Consider the following 14,811-nt stretch of genomic DNA (forward strand, 5'->3'; position numbering starts at 1 on the left):
GCGAGGTCCGCTCCGAGTGCCTCGAGTACGCACTGGCCAACGACGAGCGCTTCGGAATCTGGGGCGGCCTCTCCGAGCGCGAACGCCGCCGCCTGAAGAAGGCCGCGCTCTGAGGGGGCGTCCCGGGGCGACGATCCGCGCAAAGCGGACCGTCGCCAAGGGCCCGTCGTCCACAGGGCCGCACGGGGCGGTGTCGTAGGCCGTTAGTGTGGGCCCCGATGTCAAGCTACGCCGCCCCCGAGTCCGCCGCCCCGGAGCTGCCCGCGCACGTCGTGACCGCCGTGCTCGTCGCCCACGACGGCGCCCGCTGGCTGCCCGACGTGCTCCGCGGCCTCCTGGGCCAGGAGCGCCCGGTCCAGCGCGTCGTCGCCGCCGATACGGGCAGTGCGGACGACTCCGCCCGGTTGCTGACCGAAGCCCTCGGAGCCGAGCGCGTCACCCACCTCGCCCGCCGCACCGGCTTCGGCACCGCCGTCGCCGAGGCCGCGCGTACGGCGGGGGTGCCGACCCCGGACGATCTTCCCTACCTGCGCCGTCCCAGCAGCTGGGACCCGGTGAACCGGCAGTGGCGCGACTCGGCCCACGAGCTGCCCGAGCTGCCGCACGGCGAGCCGGTGCAGTGGCTCTGGCTGCTGCACGACGACTCCGCCCCCGAGCCCGGCGCCCTCGCCGCGCTGCTGCGCGTCGCCGACGCCCAGCCCCAGGCGGCGGTCATCGGCCCCAAGCTGCGCGGCTGGTACGACAGGCGCCAGCTGCTGGAGACCGGTGTCTCCATCGCCGCGAGCGGCCGGCGCTGGACCGGGCTGGACCGCCGCGAGCAGGACCAGGGCCAGCACGACGGCGTCCGCGACGTCCTGTCCGTCTCCACCGCCGGCATGCTCATCCGCCGCGACGTCTTCGAGCAGCTCGGCGGCTTCGACGCCCGGCTGCCGCTGATGCGCGACGACGTCGACCTGTGCTGGCGCGCCCACCAGGCAGGCCACCGGGTGCTGATCGCCACCGACGCGGTGCTGCGGCACGCGGAGGCGGCGGCCCGCGAGCGCCGCTCCATCGACTGCGCCGGCCGCGGCGTGGCGGGCCCGCACCGGGTGGACAAGGCCGGCGCCGCGTACACGCTGCTGGCCAACGCCCGCGCCGCCGCGCTGCCGTGGATCGTCTTCCGGCTGGTGCTGGGCACGGTGCTGCGCACGCTGGCCTACCTCGTCGGCAAGGTGCCCGGGCAGGCCCTGGACGAGATCGCCGGCCTGGCGCAGGTGCTGCTCAACCCCTTCCGGGTGCTGAGCGGCCGCCGCAGGCGCGGCCGCGGCACCGTCCCCCCGGCCGAGCTGCGCCCGCTCTTCCCGGGCCGCGGGGCCACCGTCCGCGCCACGGTGGAGCAGGTCGTCAGCAACGTCGCGGGCCGCTCCGAGCCCGAGCGCTCCGGCGGCGGACGGCACGGCGGCGCGGTGGAGTCCGGCCCCGGCGGGGACGACGCGGACTTCCTGGAGATCGAGCAGTTCTCCCGGCTGCGGCAGCTCGCCCGCAAACCCGGCCCCCTCCTCTTCGCCGCCCTGCTGCTGGTCTCCCTCGTCGCCTGCCGCGAACTGCTCGGCGGCGGCTCGCTGATGGGCGGCGCCCTGCTGCCCGCGCCCGACCGCGCCGGCGAGCTGTGGGCGAGCTGGGCACACGGCTGGCATCCGGTCGGCGTCGGCGGCACCCAGGGCGCACCGCCCTACCTGGCCCTCCTCGCCGGCTTCGCCGCGCTGCTGCTGGGCTCGACGCACACCGCGCTGACGGTGCTGCTGGTCTGCTCCGTGCCGCTGGCCGGCCTCGTCGCGTACTTCGCCTCCCGCCCGCTGGTCCCCTCGCGGCTGCTGCGCGCCTGGGCCGCCGTGACCTACGCCTTCCTGCCCGCCGCCACCGGCGCGCTGGCCGAGGGCCGGATCGGCACCTGCGTGCTCGCGGTGCTCCTGCCGCTGATCGCCCGCGCTGCCGTCGCCGCGAGCGGCCTGACCGGCCGCCCCGGCTGGCGCCCGGCCTGGGCGTACGCCCTGCTGCTCACCGTCGCCACCGCCTTCACCCCGATCGTCTGGCCGCTGGCGGCCGTGCTCGCGGCGGCGCTGCTGGGCTACCGGGCGGCCACCGACCGCGCGCTGCCCACCGCCTGCGGGCTGCGTCAGCTGGCCGCCCTGGCCACCCCGATGCTCGTCCTGGCGCCCTGGTCGCTGCAGTTGCTCGCCTCACCCTCCCGCTTCCTCACCGAGGCCGGCATGGAGCTGCGGCCGCCCGCCGTCTCCGCCGTGGACCTGCTCCTGGTCAGCCCCGGCGGATCGGGCGCCGGTCCGGTCCTGCTGCTGGCCGGCCTGGTCCTGGCCGCGCTGGCGGCGCTGCTGCGCGGCGAGCGCGAGCTGCCGATCCGTACGGCCTGGGCGGTCGCGCTGGCCGGCTTCCTCTTCGCCGCCCTGTCCGCGGGGGAGTGGGCGGGTCCCGCGACCCTCGTCTACGGGCTGGCGCTGCTGTGCGCCGCCGTGCTCGGCGCCGACGGCGCCCGCCACCGGGTGGCCGAGCAGAGCTTCGGCTGGCGCCAGCCGCTCGCGGTGCTCATCGCCGCGGCCTGCCTGCTCGCCCCGCTGGCGCTGGCCGCCGGCTGGATGTGGCGGGGTGCCGACGGCCCGCTCCAGCGGCGCGACCCGGTGCAGGTGCCGGCCTTCGTCGCGGCGGAGTCGGCCACCTCCGACCAGCCGCGCACCCTCGTCCTGGGCGGCACGTCCGGCGAGGCCACGTACACGCTGGTGCGCGGCGCCGGCGCACGGCTGGGCGACGCCGAGCTGACCGCGAGCGGCCCCGTCAGCAGGCAGCTGGACGCCGTGGTGGCCGGCCTGGTCGCCGGCTCAGGCGCCGACCAGACGAAGGGCCTGAGCGCCTTCGCGGTGCGCTACGTGCTGGTACGCAACGACGAGCCCGCCGCCCGCGCCATGGGCCGCGTGCTGGACGCCACCCCCGGCCTGACCCACCTCAGCGAGCAGCCGGGCGGTGCGCTGTGGCGCGTCGACCGGCCGGTGGCCCGCGCCGCGATCGAGTCCGCCGACTCCTCCGCGCCGGTGCTCGTCGCGGCCGGCCCGGTCGGCGTCGACACCCGGATCGGGCCCGGCCCGCAGGGCCGCGTGCTGCGGCTGGCCGACGCGCACGCCGCCGGCTGGCAGGCGGCGCTCGACGGCCGGAAGCTGAAGCCGGTGGAGCTGGACGGCTGGGCGCAGGGCTTCGAGCTGCCCGCCGAGGGCGGCCGGCTGACCGTCCGCTACGCCACCTCCGCCGCCCACACCGCCTGGATCTGGGCGCAGGCGGGCGCGCTGCTGGTCGTCGTGGTCCTCGCGCTGCCCGGTCGGCGCCGCGAGATGGACGACGACCTGCCGGAGGCCGACGCGGTCGTCCAGGGGCACACGGCGGGCGCCGGCGTCCCCGCCCAGCCCGTCGACGGCGAGGGCCGCCGGGCCCGGCGCCTGCGCGCCGCCGCCGAGGCGTCCGCGGAGACATCGGCGGAGACGGGAGCGACGCAGGACGACGCAGAGCCGGAGCAGGAGGAGCCGCGGCCCGAGCCCGTCCCCGGCCAGTACGCCGCGGTGCCGCAGCAGCCCAGCTACGGCGACTGGGACACCAGCGCCTACGCCGTCCCGCAGTACGGCGGCTCCGGAGGGCACGGCTACGCCGGTCCCCAGGCGTACGACAGCGGCCCCCAGGGATACGACGGAGCCCCGGACGACTCCCGCGCCTACGGCACCGCCCAGGCGTACGACATCGGCTCCCCGGCGTACGAGGGCGAGCGCGCCCCCCAGACGTACAGCGCCTACGACGGCGCGGACTCCGGCTACCTCCAGCCACCGGCCCAGCCGGCCCCCGACACCTTCCACCCCTTCGGCGAACGGCCCCAGCAGCGCCGCGACGGGAGCGACCAGCAGTGACCCGCACGACCCTGTCCCTGATCGCCACCGCCACCGCGCTGGCCGCCGTCACCGGAGTCGCGGCGCTCACCGTCCCCGACGACCCGCCCGGGGAGGCGACCGCCGCCGCGCCCGCGCGCCTGCCCGTCGAGCGCTCCACGCTGCTGTGCCCCGGCCCGGGGCTGTCGGACCTCAGCGAGACCACGTACACCGCCCTGACCCCCGAGGGGAAGGACACGGGCAAGGGCACGGCCCGCCTCGACGCGGCGCTCAAGGACGGCCAGAAGCCGGACCCCAAGCGCAAGCCCGCGGCCCGGGCGACCCAGCCCGGCAAGCCCGTCACGGCGCAGGCCGAGGGCGCCGGCGACCCCGCCCTCATCGGCGACGCCCACGAGGGCATGGCGCCCGGCTTCACCGCGCAGCAGACCACGGTGATCGACGCGGGCTCCGGCCGCGGCCTGTCGGGCACGGCCTGCACCGCGCCCGACAGCCGGTTCCTCTTCCCCGGCGTGAGCACCCACAGGAGCCGCCAGGACTACGTCGTCCTGACCAACCCGGACGACGGCCAGGCGGTCGTCGACCTGGACCTCTTCGGCCCCGAGGGCCGCGTCCTGAGCGAGAGCGGCGAGGGCGTCCCCGTCCCGGGCCACGGCTCCGCCTCCGTGCTGCTCTCCACCCTCACCGGGGAGCCCGCCGACGCGCTCGCCCTGCAGGTGACCGCCCGCTCCGGCCGCGTCGGCGCCGCCGTGCGCGCCACCGACGACAGGCTCGGCGGCGACTGGCTGGCCCCGGCGGCCGACCCGGCGGCCGCTCTGGTGCTGCCCGGCATCCCCAAGGACGCCACCTCGGTGCGGCTGGTGGCCTACGCCCCCGGCGAGGAGGACGCCGAGCTGGCCGTGAGGTTCTCCGGCCCGACCGGCACGATCACCCCCGCCGGGCACGAGTCGCTGACCGTCAAGGGCGGCATGACCGCCTCCGTCGACTTCGCCGACCTGACCGCCGGCGAGGGCGGCTCCCTGGTGCTGCGCCCCGCCGAGGACAGCGCCCCCGTCCCGGTCGTCGCGGCGCTTCGGGTCACCCGCGGCAAGGGCGCGAGCGCGGAGACGGCGTTCATCCCCGCCACCGCCGCCCTCACCGGGCGGGCCACCGCGGCGGGCAGCTGGGCGCCGTCGCGCAACGGCAGGGGCACGGTGCTGGCGCTGGCGGCCCCGGGCGGGGAGGTGCGGGTGAAGGTCACCGCCTCCGACGGCAGCAGAGGGGGTACGGGTACGGAGGAGACGTACACGGTGAAGGCCGGCACGACGCTCACCGTGACCGACCCCCCGGTCCCGGACGGCGACCTGGACGGCGGCCGCTACGCCCTGACGGTGGAGCGGACCGGCGGCGGCGAGCTGTACGCGGCGCGGATGCTGGAGCTGCAGCAGGGCGGCGTGGCGATGTTCACCGTCCAGACGCTGCCGGACGACCACGGCACGGTGGCGGTGCCCCGGACCCGCCAGGACATCTCCCTGCTGGCCGACTGAAGCCCGGCCGACTGAGCCGGCCGACTGAAGCCCGGCCGGCGCATGGAGTCGGGCGGGCGCTACTCCTGCCCGTACTGCGGATCCACCGTCTCCGGCGCCATCCCCAGCAGCTCGGCGACCTGCTCCACGATGATCTCGTGCACCAGCTGCGCCCGCTCCTCGCGGTTCTTGGCGCGCAGCTCCACCGGCCGGCGGTAGACGAAGATCTGCTCCGGCAGTCCGTTGCGGCTGCCGGAGAGCAGCGTGCCCAGCGGCACCCCGCCCTCGTCGTCCAGGCTGATCGGCAGCTCCGGATCGCCGGGGACGTCCAGCACGCTGAACTCCACGGAGGAGAGCTGCGGCCAGAGCCGCTCCAGCCGCTGGGCCGATTCGGCCACCAGGTCGCCGAACACCTCCGCGCGGCTCAGCACGAGCGGCACCTGCGGCGGGGCGAGCGGGCCGCGCATACCGCGGCCGTGGCGGTCGCGGCGGCGCGGGCGCGGTCCGGCGGCGGGCTCGGCGGGCTCGGGGCGCTCGGGCGACGCGGGGTCGGGGGTCGTGGCGGCGTGCTCCATCAACCCTGAGCGTAGCCGGGCCGGGGCCGTCGGCACGCGGCTCTGCGTCATCCGGCCATATGTCACCCGATGACCAGATCATGGCGTTCTGCATGGCGCTCGGGTCCGGCCGCGGATCGCTTTCACCCGTTCAATTGACGTGATTTGCACGGACTGATGACAGCGCCGACGGCCGCCCGGCCGGCCGCCCCGCCGACGCGGCTCCGTAGCGGATACGAACGGCCAGGTCACCCGGCGTACGCCGGGGCGCCCGACGCGCATCCGGGTGACGACACAACCGGGTGAGCCTCGGGAGAGTCGTCGCGGCCCGCTCAGGAGTGCGGTACGGTCCAACGTCGTGAGCCCTGTCCGCCGCTGTTCGCGCACCGCCTGTGGCCGCCCTGCCGTGGCGACGCTGACGTATGTCTACGCGGACTCCACCGCGGTGCTGGGCCCCCTGGCCACCTACGCCGAGCCGCACTGCTACGACCTGTGCACGGAGCACTCCGAGCGCCTCACCGCCCCGCGCGGCTGGGAGGTCGTCCGCCTGGCCATCGCCCCCGGCCCCGCCCGGCACAGCAGCGACGACCTGGAGGCCCTGGCCAACGCCGTCCGCGAGGCCGCCCGCCCCCGCAGGCCCGTCGAGGAGCCGGTCGCGCTCTCCGCCCGCGAGGCCGACCCCATGGAGGTCGCCCGCCGCACGCACCTGCGGGTCCTCCGGGCCCCTGAGGGGTAGCAGCGGCGCCGACTGCCCTTCGGCAGGCGGACGTTGACTCCGGCCCCGCGCCCCCGTATCCCCCCTTCCCGCCCGTATCGCGTACTGTGCGAAGCCGGACGACGACCGGGAGGCGGGGCAGTGGTGGATCTGTCGCAGATCGTTAAGGCGTACGACGTACGCGGGGTGTACCCGGACCAGCTGGACGAGCAGCTCGCGGAGCTGTTCGGCGCGGCTTTCGCGGAGGTCACCGAGGCTTCGGCGATCGTCGTCGGGCACGACATGCGCCCCTCCTCCCCGGCCCTCGCCGCCGCCTTCGCGCGCGGCGCCGCCGAGCGCGGGGCGGACGCCGCCCTCATCGGACTCTGCTCCACCGACGAGCTCTACTTCGCCTCCGGCAGCCTGGACCTGCCCGGCGCGATGTTCACCGCCAGCCACAACCCGGCCCAGTACAACGGCATCAAGCTCTGCCGCGCCGGCGCCGCCCCCGTCGGCCAGGACACCGGCCTCGCGGACATCCGCGCGCTGGTCGAGCGCCGGCAGGCCGAGGGCGCGCCCGCCCCGGCCGAGCGCCGCGGCACCGTCACCGAGCGCGACGTGCTCGCCGACTACGCCGCCCACCTGCGCTCCCTCGTCGACCTGACGGAGATCCGCCCGCTCAAGGTCGTCGTCGACGCCGGCAACGGCATGGCCGGGCACACCGTGCCCTCCGTCCTGGCCGGACTGCCGCTGGACGTCGTACCGATGTACTTCGAGCTGGACGGCACCTTCCCCAACCACGAGGCCAACCCGCTGGACCCGGCGAACATCGTCGACCTGCAGGAGCGCGTCCGCGCCGAGGGCGCCGACCTGGGCCTGGCCTTCGACGGCGACGCCGACCGCTGCTTCGTCGTGGACGAGCAGGGCGCCCCCGTCCCGCCCTCCGCGATCACCGCGCTGGTCGCCGCGCGCGAGCTGGCCCGCAACGGCGGCAAGGGCACGATCATCCACAACCTGATCACCTCCTGGTCCGTCCCCGAGGTCGTCGCCGAGCACGGCGGCACCCCGGTGCGCACCCGCGTCGGCCACTCCTTCATCAAGGAGGAGATGGCCCGCAGCGGCGCCATCTTCGGCGGCGAGCACTCCGCGCACTACTACTTCCGCGACTTCTGGAACGCCGACACGGGCATGCTCGCCGCCCTCCACGTCCTGGCAGCGCTCGGCGGCCAGCCGGGCCCCCTCTCCCACCTCACCGCCGCCTACGACCGCTACGCGGCCTCCGGCGAGATCAACTCCACCGTCGCCGACCAGGCCGCCCGCGCCGCGGCGGTCCGCGAGGCGTACGAGAGCCGCGAGGACGTCACCCTCGACACCCTCGACGGCCTGACGGTCACGGCGGCCGACTGGTGGTTCAACCTCCGCGCCTCCAACACCGAGCCACTCCTGCGCCTGAACGTCGAGGCCCGCGACCCCGCCGTGATGGCGGCAGTACGCGACGAGGTCCTGGCGCTCATCCGCGCCTAGCCCCCGAAGCAAGCACCCGGAGCCTGCGAGGCGCCACCCAAGTACTACGGGGCTAACAGCGGCGTTCGGTGTGTGCTCTCGGCGTCCGGGCGTCGCGACCCCGGCAAGATAAACTGACGCAGTTGTCCGCACTGAATCGAAGGGGCGTCCATGCCCGTAGAAGCCGGCCTTCTCGAGATCCTCGCCTGCCCGGTGTGCCACGCCCCCCTCCGGGACGAGGACAGCGAACTGGTGTGCACCAGCGACACCTGCGGGCTGGCCTACCCGGTCCGCGACGACATCCCCGTCCTGCTCGTCGACGAGGCCCGGCGCCCCGCCTAGCGCGCGGACCGGGCGCGCCACCCATGCTCGACGAGCCACTCCTCGACGCCCCCGACGCGCTGTCCCGAGCCGACAGCCGCGGCCTGCTGCTGGCCACCGCCGGCGCGGGCGCCCGGGTGCGCACCGCCGCCCGCGCCGCCGCCGAGGCCGGCCTGGACACCCTGCGCCCCGACGGCCGCCCGCGCTCGCTGCTGCTGGCGGGGCCGGGCGCGGCGACGTACTGCGCGGCCGACGTCCTGGGCGCTCTGCTGGGCGGCGGCTGCCAGGCCACCGCCCTGGAGGCGCGCGGCGCCGACGCCGACCCGACCTCCCTGCGCTGGACACTGCCGGGCTGGGCGGGCCCGCTGGACCTGCTGATCACCGCCACGGGATACGGCCGTGAGCCCGGCCTCGAAGCGCTCGTGGAGCAGGCGTACCGCCGCGGCATGTCCGTCGTCGCCGTGGCCCCCGCCGGCAGCCCCCTCACCGAGACCGTGGGCGCCACCCGCGGCATGTCGCTGCCCATGACGGACCGCACCGCCGCCGAGCCCGGCGCCGAGCCGGAGACCGCCGCCACCCTGTGGGCCGTCCTCACCCCGATCCTGGCGCTGGCCGACCGGCTGGGACTGCTCGCCGCCCCGCCGCAGGCACTGGAGGAGGCCGCCGACCGGCTCGACTCGGTCGCCGAGCGCTGCGGGCCGGCCGTGGAGACGTACACCAACCCGGCGAAGACCCTGGCCACCGAGCTGGCCGGGGCGCTGCCCCTGCTGTGGTCCACCGGCCCCCTCGCGGACGCCGCCGCCCGCCACCTCGCCGCGACGCTCACCGCGCAGGCCGGCCACCCCGCCCTGGCGGCCCCCCTGCCGTACGCACTGCAGGCCCACGGCCCGCTGCTCGCCGGCCAGCAGGCGGAGGACCCCGAGGACTTCTTCCGCGACCGCGTCGAGGAGTCCGAGCCGCTGCTCCCCAGGCTCGTCCTGCTGCACGACAGCGAGCAGGACGGCAACTCCCCGGCCCCCGCCGCCCGCGCGCTCGCCCTCACCCGCGGCACCCCGCTCAGCGAGATCGCGGTCACCGGCGGCACCGCGCTGCAACGTACCGCCGAGCTGATCGCCCTCGGGGATTTCACCGCCGTTTACCTGACCCTGGCATCGTCCCGACGCTGAGCGCGCCGCGCCGGGCAGCCGTCCCGCGCCCCCGCCCCCGTACGGACAGCGACGAAACGGAACCCATGGACCGCCTGACCAACACCGTCCGCCCCTACGCCTGGGGCTCCACCACCGCCATCCCCGACCTGCTCGGCACGGAGCCGACCGGGCAGCCGCAGGCGGAGCTGTGGCTGGGCGCGCACCCCGGCGACCCCTCGCGCATCGACCGCGGCGCCGGGCCCGTTCCGCTGACCGAGGTGATCGCCGGCGACCCGCGGGCGGAGCTGGGGGAGGCGGAGCGCTTCGGCGAGCGCCTGCCGTTCCTGCTGAAGGTCCTCGCCGCCGCCGCCCCCCTCTCCCTGCAGGTCCACCCCGACCTCACCCAGGCGCGGCACGGCCACGCCGCCGAGGAGGAGCGCGGCATCCCCCTCGACGCGCCCGAGCGCAACTACAAGGACGCCCACCACAAGCCCGAACTGATCAGCGCCCTCACCCCCTTCGAGGGACTGTGCGGCTTCCGCCCCGCCGCCGAGGCCGCCGACCTGCTGGAGGGCCTGGGCCTGCCCGACCTCCTGCCGTACGTCGACCTGCTGCGCGCCAAGCCGCAGGACGAGGCACTGCGCGAGGTCCTCACGGCCGTCCTCAGCGCCCCCCGCGAGGAGATCGCCGCCACCGTCCGCCACGCCGCCCGCGCCATGACCTGCCTGAGCGAGCAGGGCGGCCCGTACGCGACGGAGTACGCCGCCTACGCCGCCGTCGCCCGCGACTACCCCGGCGACCCCGGTGTCCTGGCCGCGATGCTGCTCAACCCCGTCCACCTGGAGCCCGGCGAGGCGATGTACCTGGGCGTCGGCGTCCCCCACGCCTACCTCTCCGGTACGGGCGTGGAGATCATGGCCGCCTCCGACAACGTCCTGCGCTGCGGCCTCACCCCCAAGCACGTCGACGTCCCCGAACTGCTGCGCGTCGTGCGCTTCGAGCCGACCGCCCCCGCCGTACTGCGCCCCGGCCCCGACAGCGCGTACGACACACCCGTCGACGACTTCCGCCTCTACCGCCACGACCTCGACGACGGCCCCCTGCACCTGTGCGGGCCGCAGGACGCCCCCGTCCCGCAGATCCTGCTGTGCACCGACGGCAGCGCGGAGCTGACCGCCGCCGACGGGCAGCACCTGGAGCTGCGCCGCGGCGAGTCGGCGTACCTGCCGGCCGCGCAGAGCCCCGTACACGTCAGCGGATCGGGCACCCTCTTCCGCGCCTCGGTGGGAGGGCGTCCGCAACAACTGACACAATGACCCCCGCCGTGACGGGGCGGCGGCACGCGGCCCCGCGGAGCAGACCGAAGGGACAGGGCGGGCACAGATGGCTGCAGGAGGCGGAACAAAGGCGATCGTGGCGGCACTGCTCGCCAACCTCGCGATCGCGGTGGCGAAGTTCGTGGCATGGGCCCTCAGCGGTTCGTCCTCGATGCTCGCGGAGGGCGTGCACTCGGTCGCCGACTCGGGCAACCAGGCCCTGCTGCTCCTGGGCGGCAAGCGCTCCCAGCGCGCGGCGACCAAGGAGCACCCCTTCGGCTACGGACGCGAGCGCTACGTCTACGCCTTCCTGGTCTCCGTCGTGCTCTTCGCGGTCGGCGGTCTCTTCGCGATCTACGAGGGCTACCACAAGGTCTCCGACCCGCACGAGATCGAGCACTGGTACTGGCCGGTGGGCGTGCTGGTCTTCGCGATCGTCGCGGAGTCCTTCTCCTTCCGTACGGCCATCAAGGAGGCCAACGCGATCCGCGGCGACCAGGGCTGGTGGGAGTTCATCCGCCGCGCCAAGGCGCCCGAGCTGCCGGTCGTCCTGCTGGAGGACTTCGGCGCGCTGGTGGGCCTGGTGCTGGCGCTGGGCGGCGTGGGCCTGGCACTCATCACCGGCGACGGCGTCTGGGACGGCATCGGCACCCTGTGCATCGGCGCCCTGCTGCTGGTGATCTCGGTGATCCTGGCGATCGAGACGAAGTCCCTGCTGCTGGGCGAGGGCGCCGGCGAGGCGGACAACAGGAAGATCCGCGAGGCGCTGGAGGCCGGCGACGACGTGGACGGCGTCATCCACATGAAGACGATGTACCTCGGCCCCGACGAACTGCTCGTCGCCGCCAAGATCGCCGTCGGGGGCGAGGACCGGATGGCCACGGTCGCCCGCGCCATCAACGAGGCGGAGGCCCGCGTCCGCGCCGCCGTCCCGGTCGCCCGCGCCATCTACATCGAGCCGGACATCCTGCGCACCCCCCCGAAGAACTGACACCAGCCGGTACGGGCCGTGGCCCCGGGGTCTGCCGGACCCCGGGGCCACGGCCTTTCCGCGTCCCCCGCCGGCCATGCCCCCAAGCCCTCCCGAGCCGCCCCATCCGATCGGTCGCCCGGCGCCCCCACGGCCCCCTGCGGTAGATTCGTCACAGAGCTGGACGTCGCTGCTGATGGCGGTCGGGCGGGCCCGTACGAGGGCGCGCGCGAGGGAGAGAGGGCCTCCGACGGACTGAGCCGACCCGGGCATCCCTGTGCCCGGGCCCCGGACGCGCCATGCCCCGGGACGGCTCAGCGACCGACCCCCGACCGACGACTGCGAGGAGCAGGGCAGTGACTGCCACGAACCCCACCACCGACCTCGACTACAAGGTGGCCGACCTCTCCCTGGCCGAGTTCGGCCGCAAGGAGATCGAGCTGGCCGAGCACGAGATGCCCGGCCTGATGTCCATCCGCGCGGAGTACGCCGCCGCGCAGCCCCTGGCCGGCGCCCGCATCACGGGCTCCCTGCACATGACCGTGCAGACCGCCGTCCTGATCGAGACCCTCGCCGCCCTGGGCGCCGAGGTCCGCTGGGCCTCCTGCAACATCTTCTCCACCCAGGACCACGCCGCCGCCGCGGTCGTCGTCGGCCCCGAGGGCACCCCGGAGCACCCGCGGGGCGTCCCCGTCTTCGCCTGGAAGGGCGAGACGCTGGAGGAGTACTGGTGGTGCACGGAGCAGGCGCTGACCTGGGCCAACACCCCCACCGGCGGCCCGAACATGATCCTCGACGACGGCGGCGACGCCACCGTCCTGGTCCACAAGGGCGTCGAGTACGAGAAGGCCGGCGCGGCCCCCTCCCCGGACACCGCGGACAACGAGGAGCACCGCGTCATCCTGGAGCTGCTCAACCGCACCCTCACCGAGAACCCGCAGAAGTGGACCCAGGCCGCCTCCGAGATCCGCGGCGTCACCGAGGAGACCACCACCGGCGTCCACCGCCTCTACGAGATGTTCCAGGCCGGCGACCTGCTCTTCCCGGCGATCAACGTCAACGACTCCGTCACCAAGTCGAAGTTCGACAACAAGTACGGCTGCCGCCACTCCCTCATCGACGGAATCAACCGCGCCACCGACACCCTGATCGGCGGCAAGACCGTCGTCGTCTGCGGCTACGGCGACGTCGGCAAGGGCAGCGCGGAGTCCCTGCGCGGCCAAGGCGCCCGCGTGATCATCACGGAGATCGACCCGATCTGCGCGCTGCAGGCCGCCATGGACGGCTACCAGGTCGCCCGCCTGGAGGACGTCGTCGAGACCGCCGACATCTTCATCACCACCACCGGCAACAAGGACATCATCCTCGCCTCGGACATGGCGCGGATGAAGCACCAGGCGATCGTCGGCAACATCGGCCACTTCGACAACGAGATCGACATCGCCGGCCTCGCCGCGGTCCCCGGCATCGTCAAGGACGAGGTCAAGCCGCAGGTCCACACCTGGACCTTCCCCGACGGCAAGAAGCTGATCGTCCTCTCCGAGGGCCGCCTGCTGAACCTGGGCAACGCGACGGGCCACCCGTCCTTCGTGATGTCCAACTCCTTCGCCAACCAGACGATCGCCCAGATCGAGCTGTTCACGAAGACCGAGGAGTACCCGGTCGGCGTCTACGTCCTGCCCAAGCACCTGGACGAGAAGGTCGCCCGCCTCCACCTGGACGCCCTGGGCGCCCGCCTCACCGAGCTGCGCCCGGAGCAGGCCGCCTATATCGGCGTCCAGGTCGAGGGCCCGTACAAGCCGGACCACTACCGCTACTGAGCCCGCACGGCCCCGTAGCAGTACGCACCACGCCGCCCGGCCCCTGCCAGGGGCCGGGCGGTCGGCGTTCCCCGGCCGGTTAGGGTGCGCCCATGCCCCGAGGCCGCTACTCGCTCCACGACCCGTACGACGACACCCCCCTGGGCGAGGAGCACTTCCAGTGCGCCCCCGGCCCCTCGGGCTGGCGCTACACCTCCCGCCTGACCAGCCCCTCGGGCACTCCCGCGGGCTCGGTGGACCTGACCGTCGACCACCTGGGCCGCCCGGTCCGCCTGGAACTGCACGCGGGCGGCTGGCAGGTGAAGGGGACGACGATGGACGGCGTCACCTGGGTACGGACCGACGAGGCCGGCGCCCAGGCCCGCGAGGGCAACGCCCCGGCCACCGCCTTCACCGGCGCCTCCCCGGCGTTCCTGGTCGCGACCGCCCGACTGCTGTCCCTGACACAGGGCGAGACCCGCCGCGTCCGCCTCGTCGCCTTCAGCCACCCGGTACTGGCCCCCCGCACCCTGGACCAGTCCTGGACCCTCGCCGGCACCGAGCGGCACGAGACGGACAGCGGCCCCCTGGAGGTACGGACCTACCGGATCGCGGACCTGGAGACCGGCGAACAGACGGAGGCGCACCTCGCCGGGGACGTGGTCCTCGCCGCCCCGGGCATCGAACTGGAGGAGCTGGAGTCGCCCCCTTCCCCCCTGGACGACCCCTCAATCCACGACACGCGGGCCTGATTGGCGCCACGGCCCGCAGAGCTGCTACTGTCCCCATCGCTCCAGAAGAACCCTTGACAGGGGGAGGCCGGGGCAGTAGATTCGAACAGTTGCCTGGAGCTCCTCGAGAGCTTGAGCGGCGGCCGTCAAGGTCTACACCGCTCGATCCGGAAGCCAATTCCGACAGAGCAACCAATCATCGGCGGGAACGAACACATGGGCCTTTGTGCCCTCGAAGTTCGGGACCAAAGACCGGTGAAACCGACTGAGAATCACTGCTAAAGTGGTTGAAGTCAAGGCGGGGAAGCGAAAGCGAAACCGTCGAAACGAACCCCCTTCCGACGGGGATCGGACACTGAAAAGGGTCTGATAGAGTC

12 protein-coding genes are annotated in these 14,811 nt (G+C 74.7%); 11 read left to right on the forward strand and 1 reads right to left on the reverse strand.

Translation table 11 applies throughout. From position 1 onward, the window contains the following. From ACFQLX_RS25020 to ACFQLX_RS25030, 3 genes are all read left to right on the forward strand, one after another. A partial coding sequence (locus tag ACFQLX_RS25020) for a WhiB family transcriptional regulator (RefSeq protein ID WP_386418748.1) occupies positions 1–113 on the forward strand: 113 nt, incomplete at its 5' end. A 105-nt stretch (positions 114–218) separates the two neighbouring features. After that, positions 219–3,938 carry a glycosyltransferase gene (locus ACFQLX_RS25025; protein ID WP_386418731.1) on the forward strand — a complete coding sequence of 1,240 codons (3,720 nt, stop codon included), beginning with the start codon at positions 219–221 and terminating at the stop codon, positions 3,936–3,938. Then, positions 3,935–5,440 carry a DUF5719 family protein gene (locus ACFQLX_RS25030; RefSeq protein WP_386418733.1) on the forward strand — a complete coding sequence of 502 codons (1,506 nt, stop codon included), beginning with the start codon at positions 3,935–3,937 and terminating at the stop codon, positions 5,438–5,440. Before ACFQLX_RS25025 ends, ACFQLX_RS25030 begins: the two co-directional genes overlap by 4 nt. A 59-nt stretch (positions 5,441–5,499) precedes the next feature. Here the strand turns inward: ACFQLX_RS25030 and ACFQLX_RS25035 are convergent, their stop codons facing one another. Beyond that, the gene (locus ACFQLX_RS25035; RefSeq protein WP_386418734.1) at positions 5,500–5,994 is read right to left on the reverse strand and encodes a metallopeptidase family protein; all 495 of its coding nucleotides are present in this window, start codon (positions 5,992–5,994) and stop codon (positions 5,500–5,502) included. A gap of 265 nt (positions 5,995–6,259) precedes the next feature. Between ACFQLX_RS25035 and ACFQLX_RS25040 the strand changes: the two genes are divergently transcribed. The 8 genes from ACFQLX_RS25040 to ACFQLX_RS25075 all read left to right on the forward strand — a co-directional run bounded on the left by ACFQLX_RS25040 (position 6,260) and on the right by ACFQLX_RS25075 (position 14,455). Next, positions 6,260–6,709 carry a DUF3499 domain-containing protein gene (locus ACFQLX_RS25040; RefSeq protein ID WP_386418735.1) on the forward strand — a complete coding sequence of 150 codons (450 nt, stop codon included), beginning with the start codon at positions 6,260–6,262 and terminating at the stop codon, positions 6,707–6,709. 120 nt (positions 6,710–6,829) lie between these two features. Next, positions 6,830–8,191, forward strand: a complete 1,362-nt coding sequence (locus ACFQLX_RS25045) for a phosphomannomutase/phosphoglucomutase (RefSeq protein ID WP_386418736.1) — start codon at positions 6,830–6,832, stop codon at positions 8,189–8,191. Positions 8,192–8,341: 150 nt separating this feature from the next. Continuing rightward, positions 8,342–8,512, forward strand: coding sequence for a Trm112 family protein (locus tag ACFQLX_RS25050; protein ID WP_386418738.1), 171 nt, complete (start codon positions 8,342–8,344; stop codon positions 8,510–8,512). 23 nt (positions 8,513–8,535) lie between these two features. After that, a complete protein-coding gene (locus ACFQLX_RS25055) occupies positions 8,536–9,657 on the forward strand; it encodes an SIS domain-containing protein (protein WP_386418740.1) in 1,122 nt (373 codons plus the stop codon). Between the two features lie 65 nt (positions 9,658–9,722). Further along, positions 9,723–10,934: a mannose-6-phosphate isomerase, class I gene (gene manA, locus ACFQLX_RS25060; protein WP_386418742.1), complete on the forward strand. Its 1,212-nt coding sequence runs from the start codon at positions 9,723–9,725 to the stop codon at positions 10,932–10,934. 67 nt (positions 10,935–11,001) lie between these two features. After that, positions 11,002–11,925: a cation diffusion facilitator family transporter gene (locus ACFQLX_RS25065; RefSeq protein WP_386418743.1), complete on the forward strand. Its 924-nt coding sequence runs from the start codon at positions 11,002–11,004 to the stop codon at positions 11,923–11,925. A 335-nt stretch (positions 11,926–12,260) separates the two neighbouring features. Further along, complete coding sequence (gene ahcY / locus ACFQLX_RS25070; RefSeq protein ID WP_386418745.1) at positions 12,261–13,724, forward strand: adenosylhomocysteinase; 1,464 nt, start codon at positions 12,261–12,263, stop codon at positions 13,722–13,724. A 92-nt stretch (positions 13,725–13,816) separates the two neighbouring features. After that, positions 13,817–14,455: a hypothetical protein gene (locus tag ACFQLX_RS25075; RefSeq protein WP_386418746.1), complete on the forward strand. Its 639-nt coding sequence runs from the start codon at positions 13,817–13,819 to the stop codon at positions 14,453–14,455. The last annotated feature ends 356 nt before the right edge of the window (positions 14,456–14,811 follow it).

The sequence above is a fragment of the Streptomyces polyrhachis genome (assembly GCF_042663125.1).
GTDB lineage: Bacteria > Actinomycetota > Actinomycetes > Streptomycetales > Streptomycetaceae > Streptomyces > Streptomyces polyrhachii.

Bases quoted from the DNA above. Each gene is read 5' to 3' on its own strand.
- ACFQLX_RS25035 (WP_386418734.1), bottom strand. From the start codon at position 5,994: ATGGAGCACGCCGCCACGACCCCCGACCCCGCGTCGCCCGAGCGCCCC.
- ACFQLX_RS25075 (WP_386418746.1), top strand. From the start codon at position 13,817: ATGCCCCGAGGCCGCTACTCGCTCCACGACCCGTACGACGACACCCCC.
- ACFQLX_RS25050 (WP_386418738.1), top strand. From the start codon at position 8,342: ATGCCCGTAGAAGCCGGCCTTCTCGAGATCCTCGCCTGCCCGGTGTGC.
- manA (WP_386418742.1), top strand. From the start codon at position 9,723: ATGGACCGCCTGACCAACACCGTCCGCCCCTACGCCTGGGGCTCCACC.
- ACFQLX_RS25055 (WP_386418740.1), top strand. From the start codon at position 8,536: ATGCTCGACGAGCCACTCCTCGACGCCCCCGACGCGCTGTCCCGAGCC.
- ACFQLX_RS25025 (WP_386418731.1), top strand. From the start codon at position 219: ATGTCAAGCTACGCCGCCCCCGAGTCCGCCGCCCCGGAGCTGCCCGCG.
- ACFQLX_RS25065 (WP_386418743.1), top strand. From the start codon at position 11,002: ATGGCTGCAGGAGGCGGAACAAAGGCGATCGTGGCGGCACTGCTCGCC.